Origin of the sequence: Rhodococcus sp. Z13 (genome assembly GCF_025837095.1) — a bacterium.
Classification (GTDB): Bacteria; Actinomycetota; Actinomycetes; order Mycobacteriales; family Mycobacteriaceae; genus Rhodococcus; species Rhodococcus sacchari.
Genome location: NZ_CP107551.1, coordinates 18,896 through 34,670, shown reverse-complemented (window position 1 = coordinate 34,670; position 15,775 = coordinate 18,896). Strand labels below are relative to the sequence as shown.

Genomic DNA, 15,775 nt, shown 5'->3' with positions numbered 1-15,775 from the left:
CAAGCGGAAAGGCGCCGGTCCAGTGGACCGGCGCCTTTCCCGTGTCTGAGGGGTCCTAGGCGGCGCCACCGTCGAGGGCGCGGGCCACGCGCTCCTCGAGCTGCGCGACGAGCGACTCCTCCGGAGCCCGGCCGCAGTCACCGAGCCAGTTGGCGAGCATCCGGTGACCGCCCTGCGTGAGCACCGACTCCGGGTGGAACTGCACGCCGTGGATGGGCAGCTCGACGTGCCGCAGCGCCATGACGATGCCGGTGTCGGTATGGCCGGTCGCCTCGAGCTCGGCGGGCATGGTCTCCGGCAGCACGGTCAGCGAGTGGTAGCGGGTCGCGGTGAACGGGTTCGGCAGGCCGGCGAGCACACCGGTGCCGTTGTGGTGCACCACGCTGGTCTTTCCGTGCAGCAGTTCGGGGGCGCGGTCGACGGTCGCCCCGAAGGCGACACCGATGGACTGGTGGCCGAGGCACACCCCGAGAAGCGGGGTGCGAGTGTCGGCGCAGGCCTTGACCAGGTCGATGCTCACACCGGCGCGTTCCGGGGTGCCGGGGCCGGGGCTGACGAGGATGCCGTCGTAGTCCTGCGCGACGCGCGTGAGAGCCCCGGGTGCGGTGAGGCGTTCGTCGTCGTTGCGCCACACGTCGGCCGTCGTTCCGAGCTGCCCCAGGTACTGGACCAGGTTGAAGACGAAGCTGTCGTAGTTGTCGACGACGAGGATGCGCATGGCACGAGGGTACTCAGTGGTCTCGTTCCGAACCGTGGCGGAGTCGTTTTCACCGCTCAGCGGGCGGAGTCCTCTTCACCGCTCAGCGGGCGGAGTCCTCTTCACCGCTCAGCGGGCGGAGTCCTCTTCACCGCTCAGCGGGCGGAGGCCCCGCCGGTGTAGGCGGGGACGGACAGATCGTCCGAGGCGTGCTGGGTGTAGCCGAGCTGGTAGCGGGCCGCGTACTGCTTGTAGAGGCGGATGCCGGGTTCCGCGTCGAGTGCGGCCTCGAGGCGGGCGGGATCACCGAGCGCGGTGACGACATAGGGCGGCGAGTAGGTGCGGCCGTGCAGCAGCAGGGTGTTGCCGATGCAGCGCGGCGCGGACGTCGCCACGATCCGCTGGTCCTGCATGGCCACGGCCTCGGCTCCGCCCGCCCACATCGCGTTGAGCACGCTCTGCACGTCCTGTTGATGCACGACGAGGTCGTCTGGTGAGGCTCCGGAGGGATAGCGGCCACTCGCGTCGCGGGGGGCGTCGGTGAGGGTGACGGTCACGCCAGGTCCGCGCAACGCCACCAGGCCCGCCGGGTCCTCGAGGACGGCCAGGTCGTCGAGCACCCCGGCGACGTCGTCGTCGCTCGCGGCGGCCCGGTCCTGCAGGTCCTCGACCTCGGCGGCGAGGGCGTCGCGGGTCGCGGCGAGTTCGTCGGCGCTCTCCTGGGCAGCGCGCACGAGGTCGGAGAGCCGGGGCGAGTCGCCGGCGCGGAGTTCGTCGCCCTCGGACACCCCGCGGGTGGTGCCGAGGAGCAGACCGGCGACGAGGCAGACGACGAGGGTGGCGAGGCCCCATGCGGGCGCGCGCAGTCGCCGTTCCGACACGTCGTACCTCCGATCCTGGCCTTACGTTAGCGTGAAACCACACGTAGCCGACCGACCGCTTCACCCGCACGCGACGGGCGGAGCACCGAGAACGAGGACATCATGCCCAAGTCGAAGGTTCGCAAGAAGGACGTCGCCGCGCCCCGGACGGTGAGCCGGACACCGGTGAAGGTGAAGGCCGCGCCGTCGAGCACGCTGTACAAGACGGTGATGTTCGGGATCCTGCTCATCGGGCTGCTGTGGCTGATCGTCTACTACCTCGCCGCCGAGCAGATCTCGTGGATGAACGATCTCGGTGCCTACAACTTCCTCATCGGGTTCGGCTGCATGGTGGTCGGCCTGATCATGATGATGAAGTGGCGTTGACCTGCCGTCCTGTGGATTACACCGCTGTCATTCATCCCCACCTGGGGATAACGCTGTGCACAACCTGGTGATGGAGCCCCGGCGGCCGGGGAGCCTGTGGAGAGGACGGTCGTGACCGACGAGGCGACCCTGCGCTGGTCCACCCCGCCCGCCGCGATCGCGGCCCTCGTCGTCGCGGGCGCGGTACTGGGCGGCACGGCCGTGTTCGGGGTGCACGACCCGGCCGGGCGGGTGCTCGTCGGGTTCGCGGCGGTGCTCGTCCTGGCCACCGTCGCGCTGGCGCTGCGGCAACGGCCCCGCCTCGAGATCCTCCCGGACGATACGGGCGTGGCGGCGATGCGGCTGACGGGTCGCCGCGAGTTCCCCCGCGCGGCCCTGAAGCGCGTGCGGATCGTCGAATATCCGCGTTTCGGCCGGCGCGTGCCGATGCTCGAGATCGACGCGATCGGCCCGGACGGGACGGAGAGCCTGCTGATCTTCGGACGCTGGGATCTCGGAACCGATCCCCGGACGGTGCACGAGGCGCTGGCCGTCCGGGGTCTGGCACCCGATCACACGCCCAGCTGACTCCTCAACCGGAGCACGGCGAGCGCGATCACGACCAGGATCACCACGGCCACGGCGCCGAGCGCGAACCAGCCGGTCCGCACGATGCGGTCGCGGTCGGTGCCCGCACCCAGATACTGCGGCGCGTACAGCAGCGCTGCGGTCGTGGCGGCACCGGCGACGAGACCACCGAGATGTCCCCACAGGGAGATACCGGGGATGGTGACGCTGATGAGGACGTTGAGGCCGACGACGGTGAGCACCGGCGTCGGGCTGCGGCGCAACCGCAGCAGGATGATCGCCTGGGCACCCATCAGGCCGAAGACCGCACCCGAGGCCCCGGCCGTCACCGCGCCGGTCTGCAGCAGCATCACGGCCGCGGACCCGCCGAGGATCGACAGGAGATAGACCGACAGGTAACGGGCGCGGCCGAGGATCAGTTCGGTGTCGCGGCCGATGACCCACAGGGCGAACATGTTGACCGCGAGGTGGATCGGTCCGAAGTGCAGGAAGCCGCTGCCGAGCAGCCGGAACCAGTCACCGTTCGCGGCGATGATCGGTGGCCACAACGCCCAGTCGATGAACAGCGACGAGCCGCGCTCGTTGTTCAGGACGCTGCCGGACTGCGCGGCGGTGATGCCGAAGATCAGGACGTTCAGCGCGATGAGCGCGTAGGTCACGATCGGGGTGGGCCGGTTCGTGCGGACGGGCGCACCGGCGATCGTGCGGGCCTGCGGGGCGGACCGCTGCGCCGCGACGACGCAGTCCACGCAGTGCTGGCCGACGGACGCGGGGCGCAGGCACTCCGGGCAGGCGGGGCGTCCGCAGCGGGAGCAGGCGAGAAGTGTGGGGCGGTCGGGATGGTGGACGCACCGCGGCTGGGGCTGCGGGCCTCCACCCTCGGCCGCGGGGCCCCAGCCGGGGTTCGTCATGAGGGTTCTCTCAGGAGATGGTGATGCTGTTGATGACGACGTCCTCGAGCGGGCGGTCCGCACGATCGGTCGCGGTCGTGGCGATGGCGTCGACGACCTTCTTCGACTCCTCGTCGACGACCTCACCGAAGATGGTGTGGCGACGGTTGAGGTGCGGGGTCGGGCCGACGGTGATGAAGAACTGCGAGCCGTTGGTGCCCGGGCCGGCGTTCGCCATGGCGAGCAGGTAGCCGCGGTCGAACTGCAGCTCGGGGTGGAACTCGTCGGCGAACTGGTAGCCCGGGCCGCCGCGGCCGGTGCCGGTGGGGTCGCCGCCCTGGATCATGAAGCCGTCGATGACGCGGTGGAAGATGGCGCCGTCGTAGAACGGGCCGGTGCTCTCCCCCTTCGCGTTCTTGGTCTTGTACTCCTTGCTGCCGTCGGCGAGACCGACGAAGTTCGCCACCGTCTTGGGTGCGTGGTTGCCGAACAACGCGATCTTGATGTCGCCGCGGTTGGTGTGGAGCGTGGCGGTTGCTGTCTGATGCGGTGAAGTCACTCCCCCATGGTGCCATTGCCGCCTCGCCGTATCCGGCAGGTGACGCCTGTGACACGGCTCCGTGACCCGGACCGAAGACCCGGCCGTGTGCAAGAGTGGACGCATGAGCAAGCTGATCGATGCCGACACCGACCACCTGCGGCTTCCGCGGCTCGTACGCCGCGACGACTCCGGCGATCTCGCGAGTGCTCTGCGCGTGGCCGGTGAGGGTGCGGTGGCACTGGCCCAGGGCACGACGACCGTCGGCCTCCTCGCGACCCGCAAGGGCCTGAGCCTGGCGCAGGAACTCGTCGTCGCGGCCCGGCAGGCGAACGCCCGGCGACGGGCCGCCGCCGACAGCTCGGGCACGACCGGCCGGGGTGGCAGCGCCGGACGGACCGCTGCGATCGTCGCGGCGGTGCTGGGTGCGCTCGCCGTCGGCGGTGTCGCCTTCTACCGGTCGCGCCGCCCGGCGCATCCGCCGATCGCTCCGGAGCCGCCGCGGGTGCGGCCCGCGAGCACCACGGCCGACGAGGCGAAGCCCGCCGCGGACATGAAGCCGGCCGCCGAGAAGCCGGGCGCCGAGAAGCCGACGCAGGAGAAGTCCACCGAGGCCTGAGCGGACTCCCCCGCCCCGGTGTTCACCTGCGATCGACGGTGAGCATCGGGGCGGACGTTCCGTCCGCTCCCTCGCTCTCGGTTTCCGATTTGTCGAGTTCCTTTTCCACGGAACGGATTTCGAGATCGACGATGCCGCGTGCAGCGAAGTAGAGCACCGCGAGGAGAACGAGCAGGACTGGGACGAAGGCCACGAATTCCATGGTCATCTCCGATCCGATCCCCCGAAGGACCGGTTGTGTGACGAGCAGGGCGCGTCGACAGTGACACTTCGAGAGTAGGCGCCCCCGGCAGCCCCGGCAGCCCCGGAAGCCACCGGACCGCAGTGACATGGGCCACATGTTTCGCGCTTCATGATCGACCTCCGCGAACCCGTGATATGCGCCACAGGAAGAGGCATACTCACCGGTAGCCGAGCTATCGGAGGTCGTCATGGCAGACAACGCCGACGTTCCCACCCCCCAGATCACCGAACGGCAGGCCCGCGAGGTCGCCGAACAGGCCCGCGAGACCGAATGGACCAGACCGTCCTTCGCCAAGGAACTCTTCCTGGGCCGGCTCACCCTCGACCTGGTCCACCCCTTCCCCCGCCCCACCCCCGACGAGGACGCCCGCACCGAGCGGTTCCTCACCTCCCTGCGGGCCGCCTGCCGCTCGATGGACGGTGCTCGCATCGAACGCGACGCCCGCATACCCGACGAGTACGTCCGCACCCTCGCCGAACTGGGCTGCTTCGGCATGAAGATCCCCACCGGATACGGCGGGCTCGGACTGTCGCAGGTCGCCTACAACCGGGCCCTCATGGTCGTCGCCGGGGTGCACCCGAGCATCGGCGCCCTGCTGTCGGCACACCAGTCGATCGGTGTACCGGAACCGCTGAAACTCGCCGGCACCGAGGAGCAGAAACGACGGTTCCTGCCGCGCTGCGCGCGCGGCGCGATCTCGGCGTTCCTGCTCACCGAACCCGATGTCGGCTCCGATCCGGCCCGGCTGGCGTCCACCGCCGTCCCCGTCGAGGGCGGGGACGCCTACGAACTCGAGGGCGTGAAGCTGTGGACCACCAACGGGGTCGTCGCGGAACTGCTCGTCGTCATGGCCCGCGTGCCGAGGAGCGAAGGGCACCGCGGCGGGATCTCCGCCTTCGTGGTGGAGGCCGATTCACCGGGCATCACCGTCGAACGTCGCAACGCGTTCATGGGTCTGCGCGGCATCGAGAACGGCGTGACCCGGCTGCACCGGGTGCGGGTGCCGAAGGAGAACCTGATCGGACGTGAGGGCGACGGCCTGAAGATCGCGCTGACCACGCTCAACGCCGGGCGCCTGGCCATCCCCGCCATGTGCGCGGGCAGCGGCAAGTGGGCGTTGAAGATCGCCCGCGAGTGGTCTGCGGAGCGGGTCCAGTGGGGCAGGCCCGTGGGCCGGCACGAGGCCGTCGCCGCGAAGATCTCGTTCATCGCCGCGACCACCTACGCCCTCGAGTCGGTCGTCGAACTGTCCGGCCGGATGAGCGACGAGAACCGCAACGACATCCGCATCGAAGCCGCACTGGCGAAACTGTGGGCGAGCGAGATGGGTTGCCTCATCGCCGACGAACTCGTGCAGATCCGCGGCGGACGCGGTTACGAAACCGCCGACTCGCTCGCCGCACGTGGCGAAAGAGCTGTTCCCACAGAACAAATCGTGCGCGACCTGCGGATCAACCGGATCTTCGAGGGATCGAGCGAGATCATGCGGTTGCTGGTCGCCCGTGAGGCCGTCGACACGCATCTGCGCGCGGCCGGGGAACTCGCCGACCCCGACGCCTCGACGCAGGCCAAGGCGCGAGCCGCGGCCCGCGCGAGCGGTTTCTACGCGCGGTGGCTGCCGAAACTGATCGCCGGGAAGGGGCACCTGCCGCGGTCGTACAGCGAATTCGGTTCACTGGCACCACATCTGAGGTTCGTCGAGCGGTCCTCCCGCAAGCTCGCCCGGTCCACCTTCTACGGCATGGCCCGGTGGCAGGCCGGACTCGAGAAGCGGGAGAACTTCCTCGGCCGGATCGTCGACATCGGCGCCGAGCTGTTCGCCATGACCGCGGTGTGCGTACGCGCCGAACGGCAACGCGTCGATGGGCATCCCGGCGCCGACGCGGCCTTCGAACTCGCCGATGCCTTCTGCGCGCAGGCGCGACTGCGCGTGGAGCGACTCTTCGACGCGCTGTGGGCCAACACCGACGCGAAGGACCGGAAGATGGCCGCCGGTGTGCTCGAGAGCCGTTACGAGTGGCTCGAGCGGGGTGTCCTGGACCGGAGCGAAGGCACCGGGCCGTGGATCGCGCACTGGGAACCCGGCCCGTCCACCGAGACGAACGTGGCCCGCCGGATCATCGACACGCACCACTCCGTCTGAGAGATGCCGTACGAGACGACACCGGCCCGCACCCCGTGAGGAGTGCGGGCCGGATCACGTCACGGCTCAGAAGGTTCCGCAGTTGGTGGGTGCGGGCTCACCGCGCAGCCGCGCCTCCACCCAGGCGACGGACTCGGGCAGACCACCGATCATCGGCACCGCGTGGTTGACGATGAAGCCCGGCAGGATCGGCGGAGTCGGGTTGGGCAGGAACTGCACCGCCGCACCCTGAGCGCACCAGTCCAGCGCCAGCTGACGGCCCTGGCCGTAGGGGACGGTATCGTCCTGCGTGCCGTGCTGGAGCAGCACCGGCACCGCGGGGGTGCGCTTGCCGATGCGCTGCTCGTTCAGGATCCTCTGCACCTCGGGCAGGCGCTCGAGCACCACGTCGAGGGGCTCACCGGTACGGGTGTAGTCGCTGGTGCGCTTGAACGCGAAGTTCGCGATGGTCTCCGGCACGCACTGGTTCGCGACCTGGGCGAGCATCACGCGGCCCTCGTCGCTGACCTCCGCGTCGATCTCGTCGCGGATCTCCGGGTAGGCCTCGGCCAGGCCGTTGATCGTGTAGCCGATCGCGCCGGTGAGCAGCGTGCCGTCGATCTGCTTCAGCGTGGCCACGAGGTCGGCCGGCGGGGCACCGACGTAGGCGCCCACCAGGTTCAGCTCGGGGGCGTACTCGGGGGCGAGCTCGGCAGCCGCGCCCGAGGCGCCGCCGCCCTGCGAGTAGCCGTACAGAGCGACCGGGCTGTTCTCGGTGACCGAGGTGTTCTCGAGCTTCAGGGCCGCCCGCACCGAGTCGAGGACGGCGTGCGCCTCGGCCGCGCGGTTCACGTAGGTGTGGTGGCCCGGGGTGCCGAGACCGTCGTAGTCGGTGACGACCACGGCGATGCCGCGCAGCAGCAGCGTGTTGACCGACAGCGCCTCGTACTCGGTGAAGAAGTCGAGGGGCGGGGTGTAGTTGACGACCGCGCCGAGGTTCCGCGACGGTGCGCACTGGTCGCCCTGACCGTGGGTACCGATGGCCAGCGCGACGAGCGGGCGGTCGCCGGGACCGTTCCACGGCGTCGACGGCTCGATGTAGGTGCCGGTCACGGCGTTGGGGACGCCGCGCGCGTCGTTGCTGCGGTACATGAGTTTGGTGCCCTGACCGGGGAAGACCCCGTCGCCGACGGGTACCCGCAGTCCCAGATCGAGCGGCTCGGTGCGCAGGACGTCGCCGGGTGCACCGGCGGGCAGGGTTTCCGGAGGGAGGTAGAAGTCGGTCTGCGCCCCTGCTGTGGCGGACGCTCCCAGGACACTCCCTGCGAGAACCGCAGATGTCACTGCCGCGGCGGCCCAGCGGCCGGCCCTGCTCATCACCATCTTTGTCCTCCACCACTTCTTCGAAGTCATGTGCTCCTCATCACGGCGGTACGGACTGTAGCACGTATCTACCGACCAGTAAGATTGCTACTTCCGGCCCCCGGCCGACTCTGCGAGAATCGAGCCGTTCCGCGCCCGATACGGTGCTTTGGTCCGCTGTACTCCGCGAACCCGCGGGAGCAAGATGGACGAGCAGCGTTTCAAGGAAGGGAAGACATGGCTATCGGTGTCGGCCTCCGGATCGGACGAGTTGTCTCCACGGCGGTCATCGCATCCAACGAACCCGGCACCCCGGACCCGACCGTCCTCGCCCGCGACACCGTTCTGCACATCGACCACGACGGCGCAGCCACCCTCGGCGGACTCACCCACCGCGAGGAGGCCCGCACGATCGCCGGTTTCCTCCCCCGCGTCGGCGAACCGTCGGGCGTCACCGCCAGCGACGGACGCACCTATCGTGCCGAGGACGCCATGGCCACGGCCATCCACTGCCTGCTGAACGAGTGCCATCCGCTGCCGACCTTCGGCGGCCTGGACCGCGACACCGATCCGGGTTACGCCGCGACCTATCCGTCCCACTGGGATCCGGTGACGATCGCGACCCTGCGTGCCGCCCTCGACTACGCCGACCTGCGGCACGTCGACCTCGTCTCCGACGCCCAGGCCGCCGCGGCCTGGTACGCCTCGGAGATCTCCGAGACCCCCGGCCAGCTCGTCGGTGTCTTCCACCTCGACGACGGCGGGTCGACGGTCACCCTGGTCCGGTCGGGTGCGCCCGCCGGGAAGGCCTACCGCGTCCCCACCGAGAACGCACCGTCACCCGCGGCACAGCTCGCGACCGCGCTCGGCGCCTTCGGCTGGATGCCGAGCAATCTCGAGGCCGTCGTCGTCATGGGTGACGGTCTCGTCGCCCGCGACCGCACGCACGTGCAGGCGATCGCCGACAGCATCGCCCTGAAACTGAAGGTGCGCAGCCTCGTCGGACCGGGTCCCGAGCAGACCGCCGCGCTCGGCGCCGCGATCCTCGCGGCCGGGTTCACCCACGCCCGCGAGACCAACCGTTCTCGGATCGGGCTGCCGCCCTCCTACGAACAGACCGACGTGCTCACCGGCGGACTCGAACGCCTGCGGGCCCTCGAGGAGTTCGAGGACGCGCAGCGCGCCCAGGAGGAGGCCGCTGCGGCCAAGGCGGCGGAGGACGCGAACAGCGAAGCGGCCGAGGAGGTCTCGGCGGTGGCGACCCTCACCGAGGAGAAGTCCGAGGACGAAGGGGAGAAGGGGCTCGGCAAGGCCGGCATGCTCGTCCTCGCCGTGCTCGTGCTGCTGATCGTCGCCGGGCTCGTCGTCGTCCTGACACTCTGACGCCCGACTCCCCGACGCCCGACTCCCGATGCCGGTCGCTCACACCTCGCTGTCGGTCCTCGCGATCGCCGCGAGTTCGGCTGCGTCCTCGTCGCCGAACTTCTCCTCGAGCACGGCCGGGGTGTAGTCGAGGTCGATCTCCTCCACCGGCCGTCCCCGCGCGGATTCGATCGCACCGAGCCGGCGCTGGGCGCGGTCGGCGGCGTAGGAGACGAACTCGGTGTTGTCGAGTCCGTAGGGCTGCTCGTCGAACTGGCCGTTTACCCACTCGATCATCCCGACGGCCAGCGGCAGCAGTTCGTTCATGCGCTGCTGCACGACGTCCCAGTTCGAGTCGTCGGCGGCGACGTGCCGCCGGCAGGTGAAGGTGCCCCACGCCATGTGCCGTCGCTCGTCGGAACCGATGCGGCGCACGAGTTCCTGCATGCCCGGCAGGATCCCGAACTTGGTGCACACCTTCTGCCAGGCGTAGTAGCCGGTGAGCGCGAGGCTGCCCTCGATGACGTGGTTGTAGGTGACGCTCGCGCGCACCTGGTTCGTCGGGGACGGATCCCGTTCGAGCACGTGCAGGGAGTGCGGCAGTTCCTCGTAGAACAGCTGCCGGTAGTAGGGATTGTCGGCGACGTAGGGGTGCAGGTCGGAGGTCAGGCCGACGGTGTCCATCCAGCGCCGGAACACCTGGACGTGCTTGGCCTCCTCGTAGCAGAACTGGGTCAGGTACATCTCGTCGCCCATGCGCCCTTCGGCCTCCATCGCGCGGAGGAACGGGAGGATGTCCTGGGTGACGGCTTCTTCACCGGCGACGAACTGGGCGACCAGATAGGTCGAACTGCGGCGCTGCTCGGAGGTGAGGCCCTCCCAGTCCTCGGCGTCGCGGGAGAAGTCGAGATCCATCGGGTCCCAGTGCGCGGCGTTGCCTTTGCTGAACAGCCGCAGCGGGAAGGCGTCCCAGTTCAGTCCGCCTTCCCGCAACGACGTGAAGCCCTGACGCGTCCATGTAATCTCGGTCACATATCGAGGCTAGCCCTCGAATCCGTCCGCGTCCGGGGGTTCGGTCAGACCTCCAGCAAGGTCTGCCCGGGATAGCCGTCGGGCCCGAAGCCCGGCGGGATCAGGAACACCGCCGAGCCGATCGGGGTGATCCACGGTCCCAGCGCGTCGTGATCCGCGAGGCGCTGCTGCACCGGCACGAACTGCCGGTCCACGTCCACCTGGTAGGCCGCGAACAACAGTCCGGCGCCGTCCACGTCGTCGTAGTTGTAGCCACGACGCAGGAACTGCTCGTCGGCGTTGCGCGGACGGGCCCGGGCGATGTGCGACTCCGGGGGGATCACCGGAATGCCGTAGCGGTCGGTGGCCTCGAAGTCGGCGTCGTCGTGTTCCTCGGTGCCCGTCAGCGGCGCCCCGTTCGACAGCGTCCGGCCCACCGCCAGCTCCCGGGCCGGGCGGTCCAGCTCATCCCAGGTGTCGAGTTCCATGCGGATGCGCCGCAGCACCAGCGACGTGCCTCCGGCCAGCCACGCCGGGTCGCCCGGATTCCACACCTGACGATCGAAGTCCGGGGTCCCCGGCGCGGGGTTGACGGTCCCGTCGACCTGCCCCATGAGGTTGCGCATGCTCTCCCCCTCGGGGCGGGTGCCCGGGGCATGACGGAAACCGCGCTGCACCCACCGGACCCTCGCCAGCGACCGCACGCTCTTCGTGAGGGTGCGGACCGCGTGGGAGACGGTCACCGGATCGTCGGCGCAGACCTGCAGCAGCAGGTCGCCGCCGGACCAACGCTCCTCGAGACGGTCGACGGAGAAGGCCGGCAGCGGCCGCAGCCAGGACGGCCGCAGGTCGGTGAGCCCGGCGGCGTCGAACGCCCCCGGGCCGAAGCCGACCGTGACGGTCAGCCGCGCCGGATCCACCGCGAGCTCGGGTTCGGTGTCGCCGAGCGCCGGGGTGCCGGTGGTGAGCCGGCGGGAGTCCTCGGCCCACACCTTCAGGATCCCGGCGAGGCCGTCGCGGTCGACGCCCTCGGCGAGGTCGAGCGCCACGAACGAAGCGAACGCCTGCGCCGGGGTCTCGATCCCGGCCTGGTGGACGCCGTGAACGTCGACGATGCGCGAGGCTTCCGGTTCCGCGCGGGAGGCGACGGCGGCGCCACCGCCGACCGCGCCGAGGCCGGCGGCGCCCAGCGCGACGACACCGCCGCCGAGCAGGGTGCGTCGACTGAACCTAGCCACCGTGCACCTCTCCGGCACCGTTCATGCCGTCCATGTCTCCCGACGGCGTGCCGTCCATGTCTCCCGACGGCGTGCCGTCCATGTCTCCCGACGGCGTGCCGTCCATGTCTCCCGACGGCAGGTACTCCTCCTTGGCGCCGGCGAAGTCGCGGACCTGGGCCGTGAACTCCTCGGTGGAGCCGTCCGAGAACTCGAGCACGAAGGTCACCTCGCTGCCGGGCCGCACCGGTTCGACGAGGTCCATGAGCATGATGTGGTCGTTACCCGGGGCGAGGAGGTGCACCGTGCCGGCAGGGATCACCAGGCCGCCGTCCATCTCCTGCATCTTCGGGGAGCTCGCGCCGTCCACGGCCACCATCTCGTGCAGTTCCGTGACGTTCGAGGCGGGACTGGTGACGGCCACGATGTGGGCGTCCTCGCTGCCGGTGTTCTCGATCTCGGCGAAGGCACCGGTCATACCGCTGTCCGAGGCCTTGACCCAGGCCTCCGAGACGACGACCGCGTCGGCCGCGGAAGTGGAGGTCCCGGAGTCGGATCCGCAGGCGGCGGCGAGCAGGGCCGTCGCGAGCGTGGCGGTGCAGAGCAAAGTCTTCTTCATGGTTCTCCGATCGGTGGCGTGGCCGTCGTCCGGGCACGCCGAGGCAACGGTCGCCGGATGCGGCGGCCGCGGGGTGGATTCAGATTCAGGGAGTGGTCATCGGAGAACGACCGGGGGTGCGCGGCTGCCCGTGCCGCCGACGAGGAGGACACCGCGGCCCACACGCGGCCGGTGGAGCGTGCGGGTGGGCGGGGCGACGAGCACCGGCAGCGGCCGGTACAGCTGCGGGCGCATCCGATGCAGCGCAGCGAGTGCGACGGCGCAGCCCTTCTCCGCGCCCTGTACGAGGGCGGCCGCGACGGCGACGGCCGCGATGTGGGCGGCCGTCATCATCGGACCCGGGGTGTAGAGGTGCCCGTCCTCGAGCCCGAGCACGACGTGTCCGGTGATCTGGCCGAGCACGAGGAGCAGGGGAACGGGGACGCGGTCGTCCGCGGCGAGGACGCCGGAGACGGCGGCGACGCCGAGGAGGAGCACCAGGGCCGCCTGGTCGGGGGCGGCACCGCCGGCGACGGCGTGGGCGGCGATGCTCAGGGCGGCCGAGACTCCGCACACGAGGGCCGCGCGTATTCGCGTCACGGTCGTCAGGTCGGCAGCCACAAGATCAGAATACCTGCCTCACCTGCGGTTACGACTGGATGTAGTAACCATCACGAAAGGTTGTCGACGTAGTGTCGGTAAGATGTCGACATACCGTCGAGAAGATTCCCGGCGGTGGTTGCCTCCCTTCCGTCCAGCCCACGAAGGACCCTCATGTTTCTTGCCCTGCGCGAGCTGTGGTTCGCGCGTACCCGTTTCCTCCTGATGGGTGCCGTCGTCGGCCTCATCTCGATCCTCATGGTGATCCTGTCCGGCCTGTCCTCCGGACTCGTCGTCGACGGTGTCTCCGCCCTGCAGCGCACGCCGGTCCAGGCGTTCGCCTTCGCGGAGGGCACCAAGACCGATTCCGCGTTCTCGCGATCCGTGGTCACCGAGGACCAGGCCGAGGCGTGGCGGGCCCGCCCCGACGTCGCCCGCGCCGAGTTGTTCGGCAACACCATCGTCAACGCCAAGACCGGTGACGGCACCCCCGTCGACCTCACCCTCTTCGGCATCCGGCCCGGCTCGTTCCTCGAGCCCGCCGCGGCCGAGGGCTCCGCGCTCTCCGGTGACCACGACGTCGTCCTCAGCGACAGTGCCCGCGACGCAGGGGTCGAGCTCGGCGACACCATCGTGATCGACCGCCTCGGCACCCGGCTCGACGTCGTCGGCTTCACCTCCGACAAGCGCACCTTCGGTCACGTCGACGTCGGATACGTCCCCCTGAGCATTTGGCAGGAGATCCACGCCGGTGTGCGGGTCGGCGAAGCAGTGCCGCCCAGCGCCTACACCGAGGCCAGCGTCGTGGCCATCGAGGGAGTGGACGGTGCCCTGCCCGACCTCGCCGCGGGCGACGCCGCGGCCGGCACGGCGGCGAAGACTCTCGAGGAATCCTTCGATTCCTCCCCCGGTTACAGCGCCGAGATGATGACCATGTCGATGATCATCGCCTTCCTCTACGCGATCTCCGCGCTCGTCGTCGGCGCGTTCTTCACGATCTGGACGGTGCAGCGCAGCCGTGAGATCGCCGTCCTGCGCGCGATGGGCGCCTCCACCGGCTTCCTCCTGCGCGATTCGCTGCTGCAGGCCGTGATCGTGCTCGTCGGTTCCGTGGCCGTCGGCGTGCTCATCGGCCTCGGCCTCGGATCGGGCCTCAAGGGCAGCGGTATGCCCTTCGTCCTCGAGACCGGACCGATCGTGCAGGGCGCCGTCCTGCTCGTCGTCCTCGGCCTCGTCGGCGCCGCCCTCGCCGTGGCCCGCATCGTCCGCGTCGACCCGCTCGCAGCACTGGGAGAGAACCGATGACCGTCACCACCACCACGGGCCTGAGCCTGTCCGACGTCTGCCTGTCCTTCGGTGACGGCGACAGCACGGTCCATGCTCTCGATCACGTCGACCTCGAGGTCGCGCCGGGTGAGCTCGTCGCGATCGTCGGCCCGTCCGGTGCCGGCAAGTCGAGCCTGCTGGCGGTCGCGGGCGGCCTGAGCAAACCCTCCTCCGGCACCGTGAAGGTCGACGGGATCGAGCTGACCGCACTCGACCGGAAGGCCACCACGAAGCTGCGTCGCGAACGCATCGGCTTCGTGTTCCAGTCCGGCAACCTGCTGCCCGCCCTCACCGCGCGGGACCAGTTGCTGCTCGTCGAGAAGATCACCGGCCGCAAGGGACGGAATCCCGACGAACTGCTGGCGTCCGTGGGGATGGACCACCGGGCCGACCGCCGTCCAGGTCAGCTCTCGGGTGGCGAGCGTCAGCGGGTCGGTATCGCCCGGGCACTGATGGCCGGACCGTCACTGCTGCTCGTCGACGAGCCCACCGCTGCCCTCGACCGCAAGCGCAGTCACGAAGTGGTTGAGCTCCTGGCGAAGGAAACGCACGCGAGCGAGGTGGCTACGATCATGGTCACTCACGACCACGAGGTCCTGCCGCACTGCGACCGCGTACTCGAGATGGTCGACGGACGCCTTCGACCGCATTCCTGATCGGTCGACACACTGAACGAGGAGGGCCGGCGGTGCCGAAGATTTCCGCAGCGACGGTGGCGGAGCATCGCGCCGCGCAGCGCCGCGCCCTCCTCGACGCGGCCTTCGAGCTCCTCGCCGAAACCCCCGAGCACGCCCCTTCCCTCGCGGAGGTGGCGCAGCGGGCCGGTCTCGCGCGATCGAGCATCTACAACTACTTCACGTCCCGCGACGACCTGCTGCGGGCCGTGGTCATGGACATGTTCCCCAGATGGAACACGCGGGTGGTCGCCGCGATGGAACAGGTGTCCGACCCCACAGAGCGGGTGCTGACCTACATCGAAGTCAACCTGCAGCTGGTCGCCGAGGGCGAGCACGCCATCGTCGGCGCGCTCGCGACCTTCACCCCGCAGACGTTCAGCGACGAGAGCATGCACGCCATGCACCAGGACCTCACCCTCCCCCTCGTCGACGCCCTGCGGGCGCGTGGGAGCGCCGATCCGGCCCTCGACGCGGAGCTCGTCACCGCCCTGGTCCACAAGGGCACCGAGCTGATCGAGTCGGGCCGCGGGCTCGACGAGGTACGCGCATCCGTCCGGCGGGTGCTCGCCACCGCCTTGTTGTGATGTTTCACGTGAAACGACGCCGCTGACGTCACCGCGGCACGGCTCCGCATTCACCGTTCCGCGACAGTTCGATCGAGGCGAGTCCGCTCTTCGTGTCGGATGCGAGCAGGAAGT

General features: G+C 69.9%; 18 protein-coding genes. 8 read left to right on the top strand and 10 right to left on the bottom strand.

Translation table 11 applies throughout. From position 1 onward, the window contains the following. Positions 1–55: 55 nt before the first annotated feature. Positions 56–718: an aminodeoxychorismate/anthranilate synthase component II gene (locus tag OED52_RS00165; RefSeq protein ID WP_264152722.1), complete on the bottom strand. Its 663-nt coding sequence runs from the start codon at positions 716–718 to the stop codon at positions 56–58. A gap of 134 nt (positions 719–852) precedes the next feature. Next, positions 853–1,578: a DUF881 domain-containing protein gene (locus OED52_RS00160; protein WP_264152721.1), complete on the bottom strand. Its 726-nt coding sequence runs from the start codon at positions 1,576–1,578 to the stop codon at positions 853–855. 102 nt (positions 1,579–1,680) lie between these two features. Between OED52_RS00160 and crgA the strand changes: the two genes are divergently transcribed. Together crgA and OED52_RS00150 are read left to right on the top strand one after the other, a co-directional pair. After that, entirely contained in the window at positions 1,681–1,944 is a 264-nt protein-coding gene (crgA, locus tag OED52_RS00155; protein WP_264152720.1) for a cell division protein CrgA, read from the top strand. Positions 1,945–2,055: 111 nt separating this feature from the next. Next, on the top strand, positions 2,056–2,511 hold the full coding sequence (locus tag OED52_RS00150; RefSeq protein ID WP_264152719.1) for a PH domain-containing protein: 456 nt from the start codon (positions 2,056–2,058) through the stop codon (positions 2,509–2,511). On the opposite strand, the gene OED52_RS00145 is transcribed toward OED52_RS00150, so the two are convergent. Further along, on the bottom strand, positions 2,496–3,422 hold the full coding sequence (locus OED52_RS00145; RefSeq protein ID WP_264152718.1) for a rhomboid family intramembrane serine protease: 927 nt from the start codon (positions 3,420–3,422) through the stop codon (positions 2,496–2,498). The genes OED52_RS00150 and OED52_RS00145 overlap by 16 nt on opposite strands. Positions 3,423–3,432: 10 nt before the next feature. After that, positions 3,433–3,960, bottom strand: coding sequence for a peptidylprolyl isomerase (locus OED52_RS00140; protein ID WP_264152717.1), 528 nt, complete (start codon positions 3,958–3,960; stop codon positions 3,433–3,435). A 103-nt stretch (positions 3,961–4,063) separates the two neighbouring features. Between OED52_RS00140 and OED52_RS00135 the strand changes: the two genes are divergently transcribed. Next, positions 4,064–4,558, top strand: coding sequence for a hypothetical protein (locus OED52_RS00135; RefSeq protein WP_264152716.1), 495 nt, complete (start codon positions 4,064–4,066; stop codon positions 4,556–4,558). Positions 4,559–4,580: 22 nt separating this feature from the next. Here OED52_RS00135 and OED52_RS00130 read toward each other — a convergent pair whose 3' ends face one another. Continuing rightward, entirely contained in the window at positions 4,581–4,766 is a 186-nt protein-coding gene (locus tag OED52_RS00130) for a hypothetical protein (protein ID WP_264152715.1), read from the bottom strand. A 223-nt stretch (positions 4,767–4,989) separates the two neighbouring features. Here OED52_RS00130 and OED52_RS00125 point away from each other — a divergent pair, with 223 nt between their 5' ends. Then, on the top strand, positions 4,990–6,945 hold the full coding sequence (locus tag OED52_RS00125) for an acyl-CoA dehydrogenase family protein (protein ID WP_264152714.1): 1,956 nt from the start codon (positions 4,990–4,992) through the stop codon (positions 6,943–6,945). A gap of 66 nt (positions 6,946–7,011) precedes the next feature. Here OED52_RS00125 and OED52_RS00120 read toward each other — a convergent pair whose 3' ends face one another. Beyond that, positions 7,012–8,307 (bottom strand): lipase family protein, encoded by a 1,296-nt coding sequence (locus OED52_RS00120; protein ID WP_413247778.1) that lies wholly within the window; start codon positions 8,305–8,307, stop codon positions 7,012–7,014. A gap of 216 nt (positions 8,308–8,523) precedes the next feature. Between OED52_RS00120 and OED52_RS00115 the strand changes: the two genes are divergently transcribed. Then, positions 8,524–9,669, top strand: a complete 1,146-nt coding sequence (locus OED52_RS00115) for a hypothetical protein (RefSeq protein ID WP_264152712.1) — start codon at positions 8,524–8,526, stop codon at positions 9,667–9,669. Between the two features lie 39 nt (positions 9,670–9,708). Here OED52_RS00115 and OED52_RS00110 read toward each other — a convergent pair whose 3' ends face one another. From OED52_RS00110 to OED52_RS00095, 4 genes are all read right to left on the bottom strand, one after another. Beyond that, a complete protein-coding gene (locus tag OED52_RS00110) occupies positions 9,709–10,680 on the bottom strand; it encodes a R2-like ligand-binding oxidase (RefSeq protein WP_264152711.1) in 972 nt (323 codons plus the stop codon). A gap of 44 nt (positions 10,681–10,724) precedes the next feature. After that, a complete protein-coding gene (locus OED52_RS00105; protein ID WP_264152710.1) occupies positions 10,725–11,897 on the bottom strand; it encodes a Dyp-type peroxidase in 1,173 nt (390 codons plus the stop codon). Continuing rightward, positions 11,890–12,495 carry a copper chaperone PCu(A)C gene (locus tag OED52_RS00100; RefSeq protein WP_264152709.1) on the bottom strand — a complete coding sequence of 202 codons (606 nt, stop codon included), beginning with the start codon at positions 12,493–12,495 and terminating at the stop codon, positions 11,890–11,892. Before OED52_RS00100 ends, OED52_RS00105 begins: the two co-directional genes overlap by 8 nt. 96 nt (positions 12,496–12,591) lie before the next feature. Then, entirely contained in the window at positions 12,592–13,050 is a 459-nt protein-coding gene (locus OED52_RS00095; RefSeq protein ID WP_264152708.1) for a hypothetical protein, read from the bottom strand. A gap of 198 nt (positions 13,051–13,248) precedes the next feature. On the opposite strand from OED52_RS00095, the gene OED52_RS00090 reads away from it, so the two are divergent. The 3 genes from OED52_RS00090 to OED52_RS00080 are packed head-to-tail and all read left to right on the top strand — an operon-like array spanning position 13,249 to position 15,661. Beyond that, positions 13,249–14,379: an FtsX-like permease family protein gene (locus tag OED52_RS00090; RefSeq protein WP_264152707.1), complete on the top strand. Its 1,131-nt coding sequence runs from the start codon at positions 13,249–13,251 to the stop codon at positions 14,377–14,379. Further along, positions 14,376–15,056 carry an ABC transporter ATP-binding protein gene (locus OED52_RS00085; RefSeq protein ID WP_264152706.1) on the top strand — a complete coding sequence of 227 codons (681 nt, stop codon included), beginning with the start codon at positions 14,376–14,378 and terminating at the stop codon, positions 15,054–15,056. The genes OED52_RS00090 and OED52_RS00085 overlap by 4 nt, the downstream gene beginning before the upstream one ends. A 32-nt stretch (positions 15,057–15,088) precedes the next feature. Then, positions 15,089–15,661, top strand: a complete 573-nt coding sequence (locus tag OED52_RS00080) for a TetR/AcrR family transcriptional regulator (RefSeq protein ID WP_264152705.1) — start codon at positions 15,089–15,091, stop codon at positions 15,659–15,661. Positions 15,662–15,775: the final 114 nt, after the last annotated feature.

Excerpts from the sequence above, each read along its gene's own strand:
- OED52_RS00165 (WP_264152722.1), bottom strand. The coding sequence starts at position 718 with ATGCGCATCCTCGTCGTCGACAACTACGACAGCTTCGTCTTCAACCTG.
- crgA (WP_264152720.1), top strand. The coding sequence starts at position 1,681 with ATGCCCAAGTCGAAGGTTCGCAAGAAGGACGTCGCCGCGCCCCGGACG.
- OED52_RS00145 (WP_264152718.1), bottom strand. The coding sequence starts at position 3,422 with ATGACGAACCCCGGCTGGGGCCCCGCGGCCGAGGGTGGAGGCCCGCAG.
- OED52_RS00135 (WP_264152716.1), top strand. The coding sequence starts at position 4,064 with ATGAGCAAGCTGATCGATGCCGACACCGACCACCTGCGGCTTCCGCGG.
- OED52_RS00130 (WP_264152715.1), bottom strand. The coding sequence starts at position 4,766 with ATGACCATGGAATTCGTGGCCTTCGTCCCAGTCCTGCTCGTTCTCCTC.
- OED52_RS00125 (WP_264152714.1), top strand. The coding sequence starts at position 4,990 with ATGGCAGACAACGCCGACGTTCCCACCCCCCAGATCACCGAACGGCAG.
- OED52_RS00120 (WP_413247778.1), bottom strand. The coding sequence starts at position 8,307 with ATGGTGATGAGCAGGGCCGGCCGCTGGGCCGCCGCGGCAGTGACATCT.
- OED52_RS00115 (WP_264152712.1), top strand. The coding sequence starts at position 8,524 with ATGGCTATCGGTGTCGGCCTCCGGATCGGACGAGTTGTCTCCACGGCG.
- OED52_RS00100 (WP_264152709.1), bottom strand. The coding sequence starts at position 12,495 with ATGAAGAAGACTTTGCTCTGCACCGCCACGCTCGCGACGGCCCTGCTC.
- OED52_RS00090 (WP_264152707.1), top strand. The coding sequence starts at position 13,249 with ATGTTTCTTGCCCTGCGCGAGCTGTGGTTCGCGCGTACCCGTTTCCTC.
- OED52_RS00085 (WP_264152706.1), top strand. The coding sequence starts at position 14,376 with ATGACCGTCACCACCACCACGGGCCTGAGCCTGTCCGACGTCTGCCTG.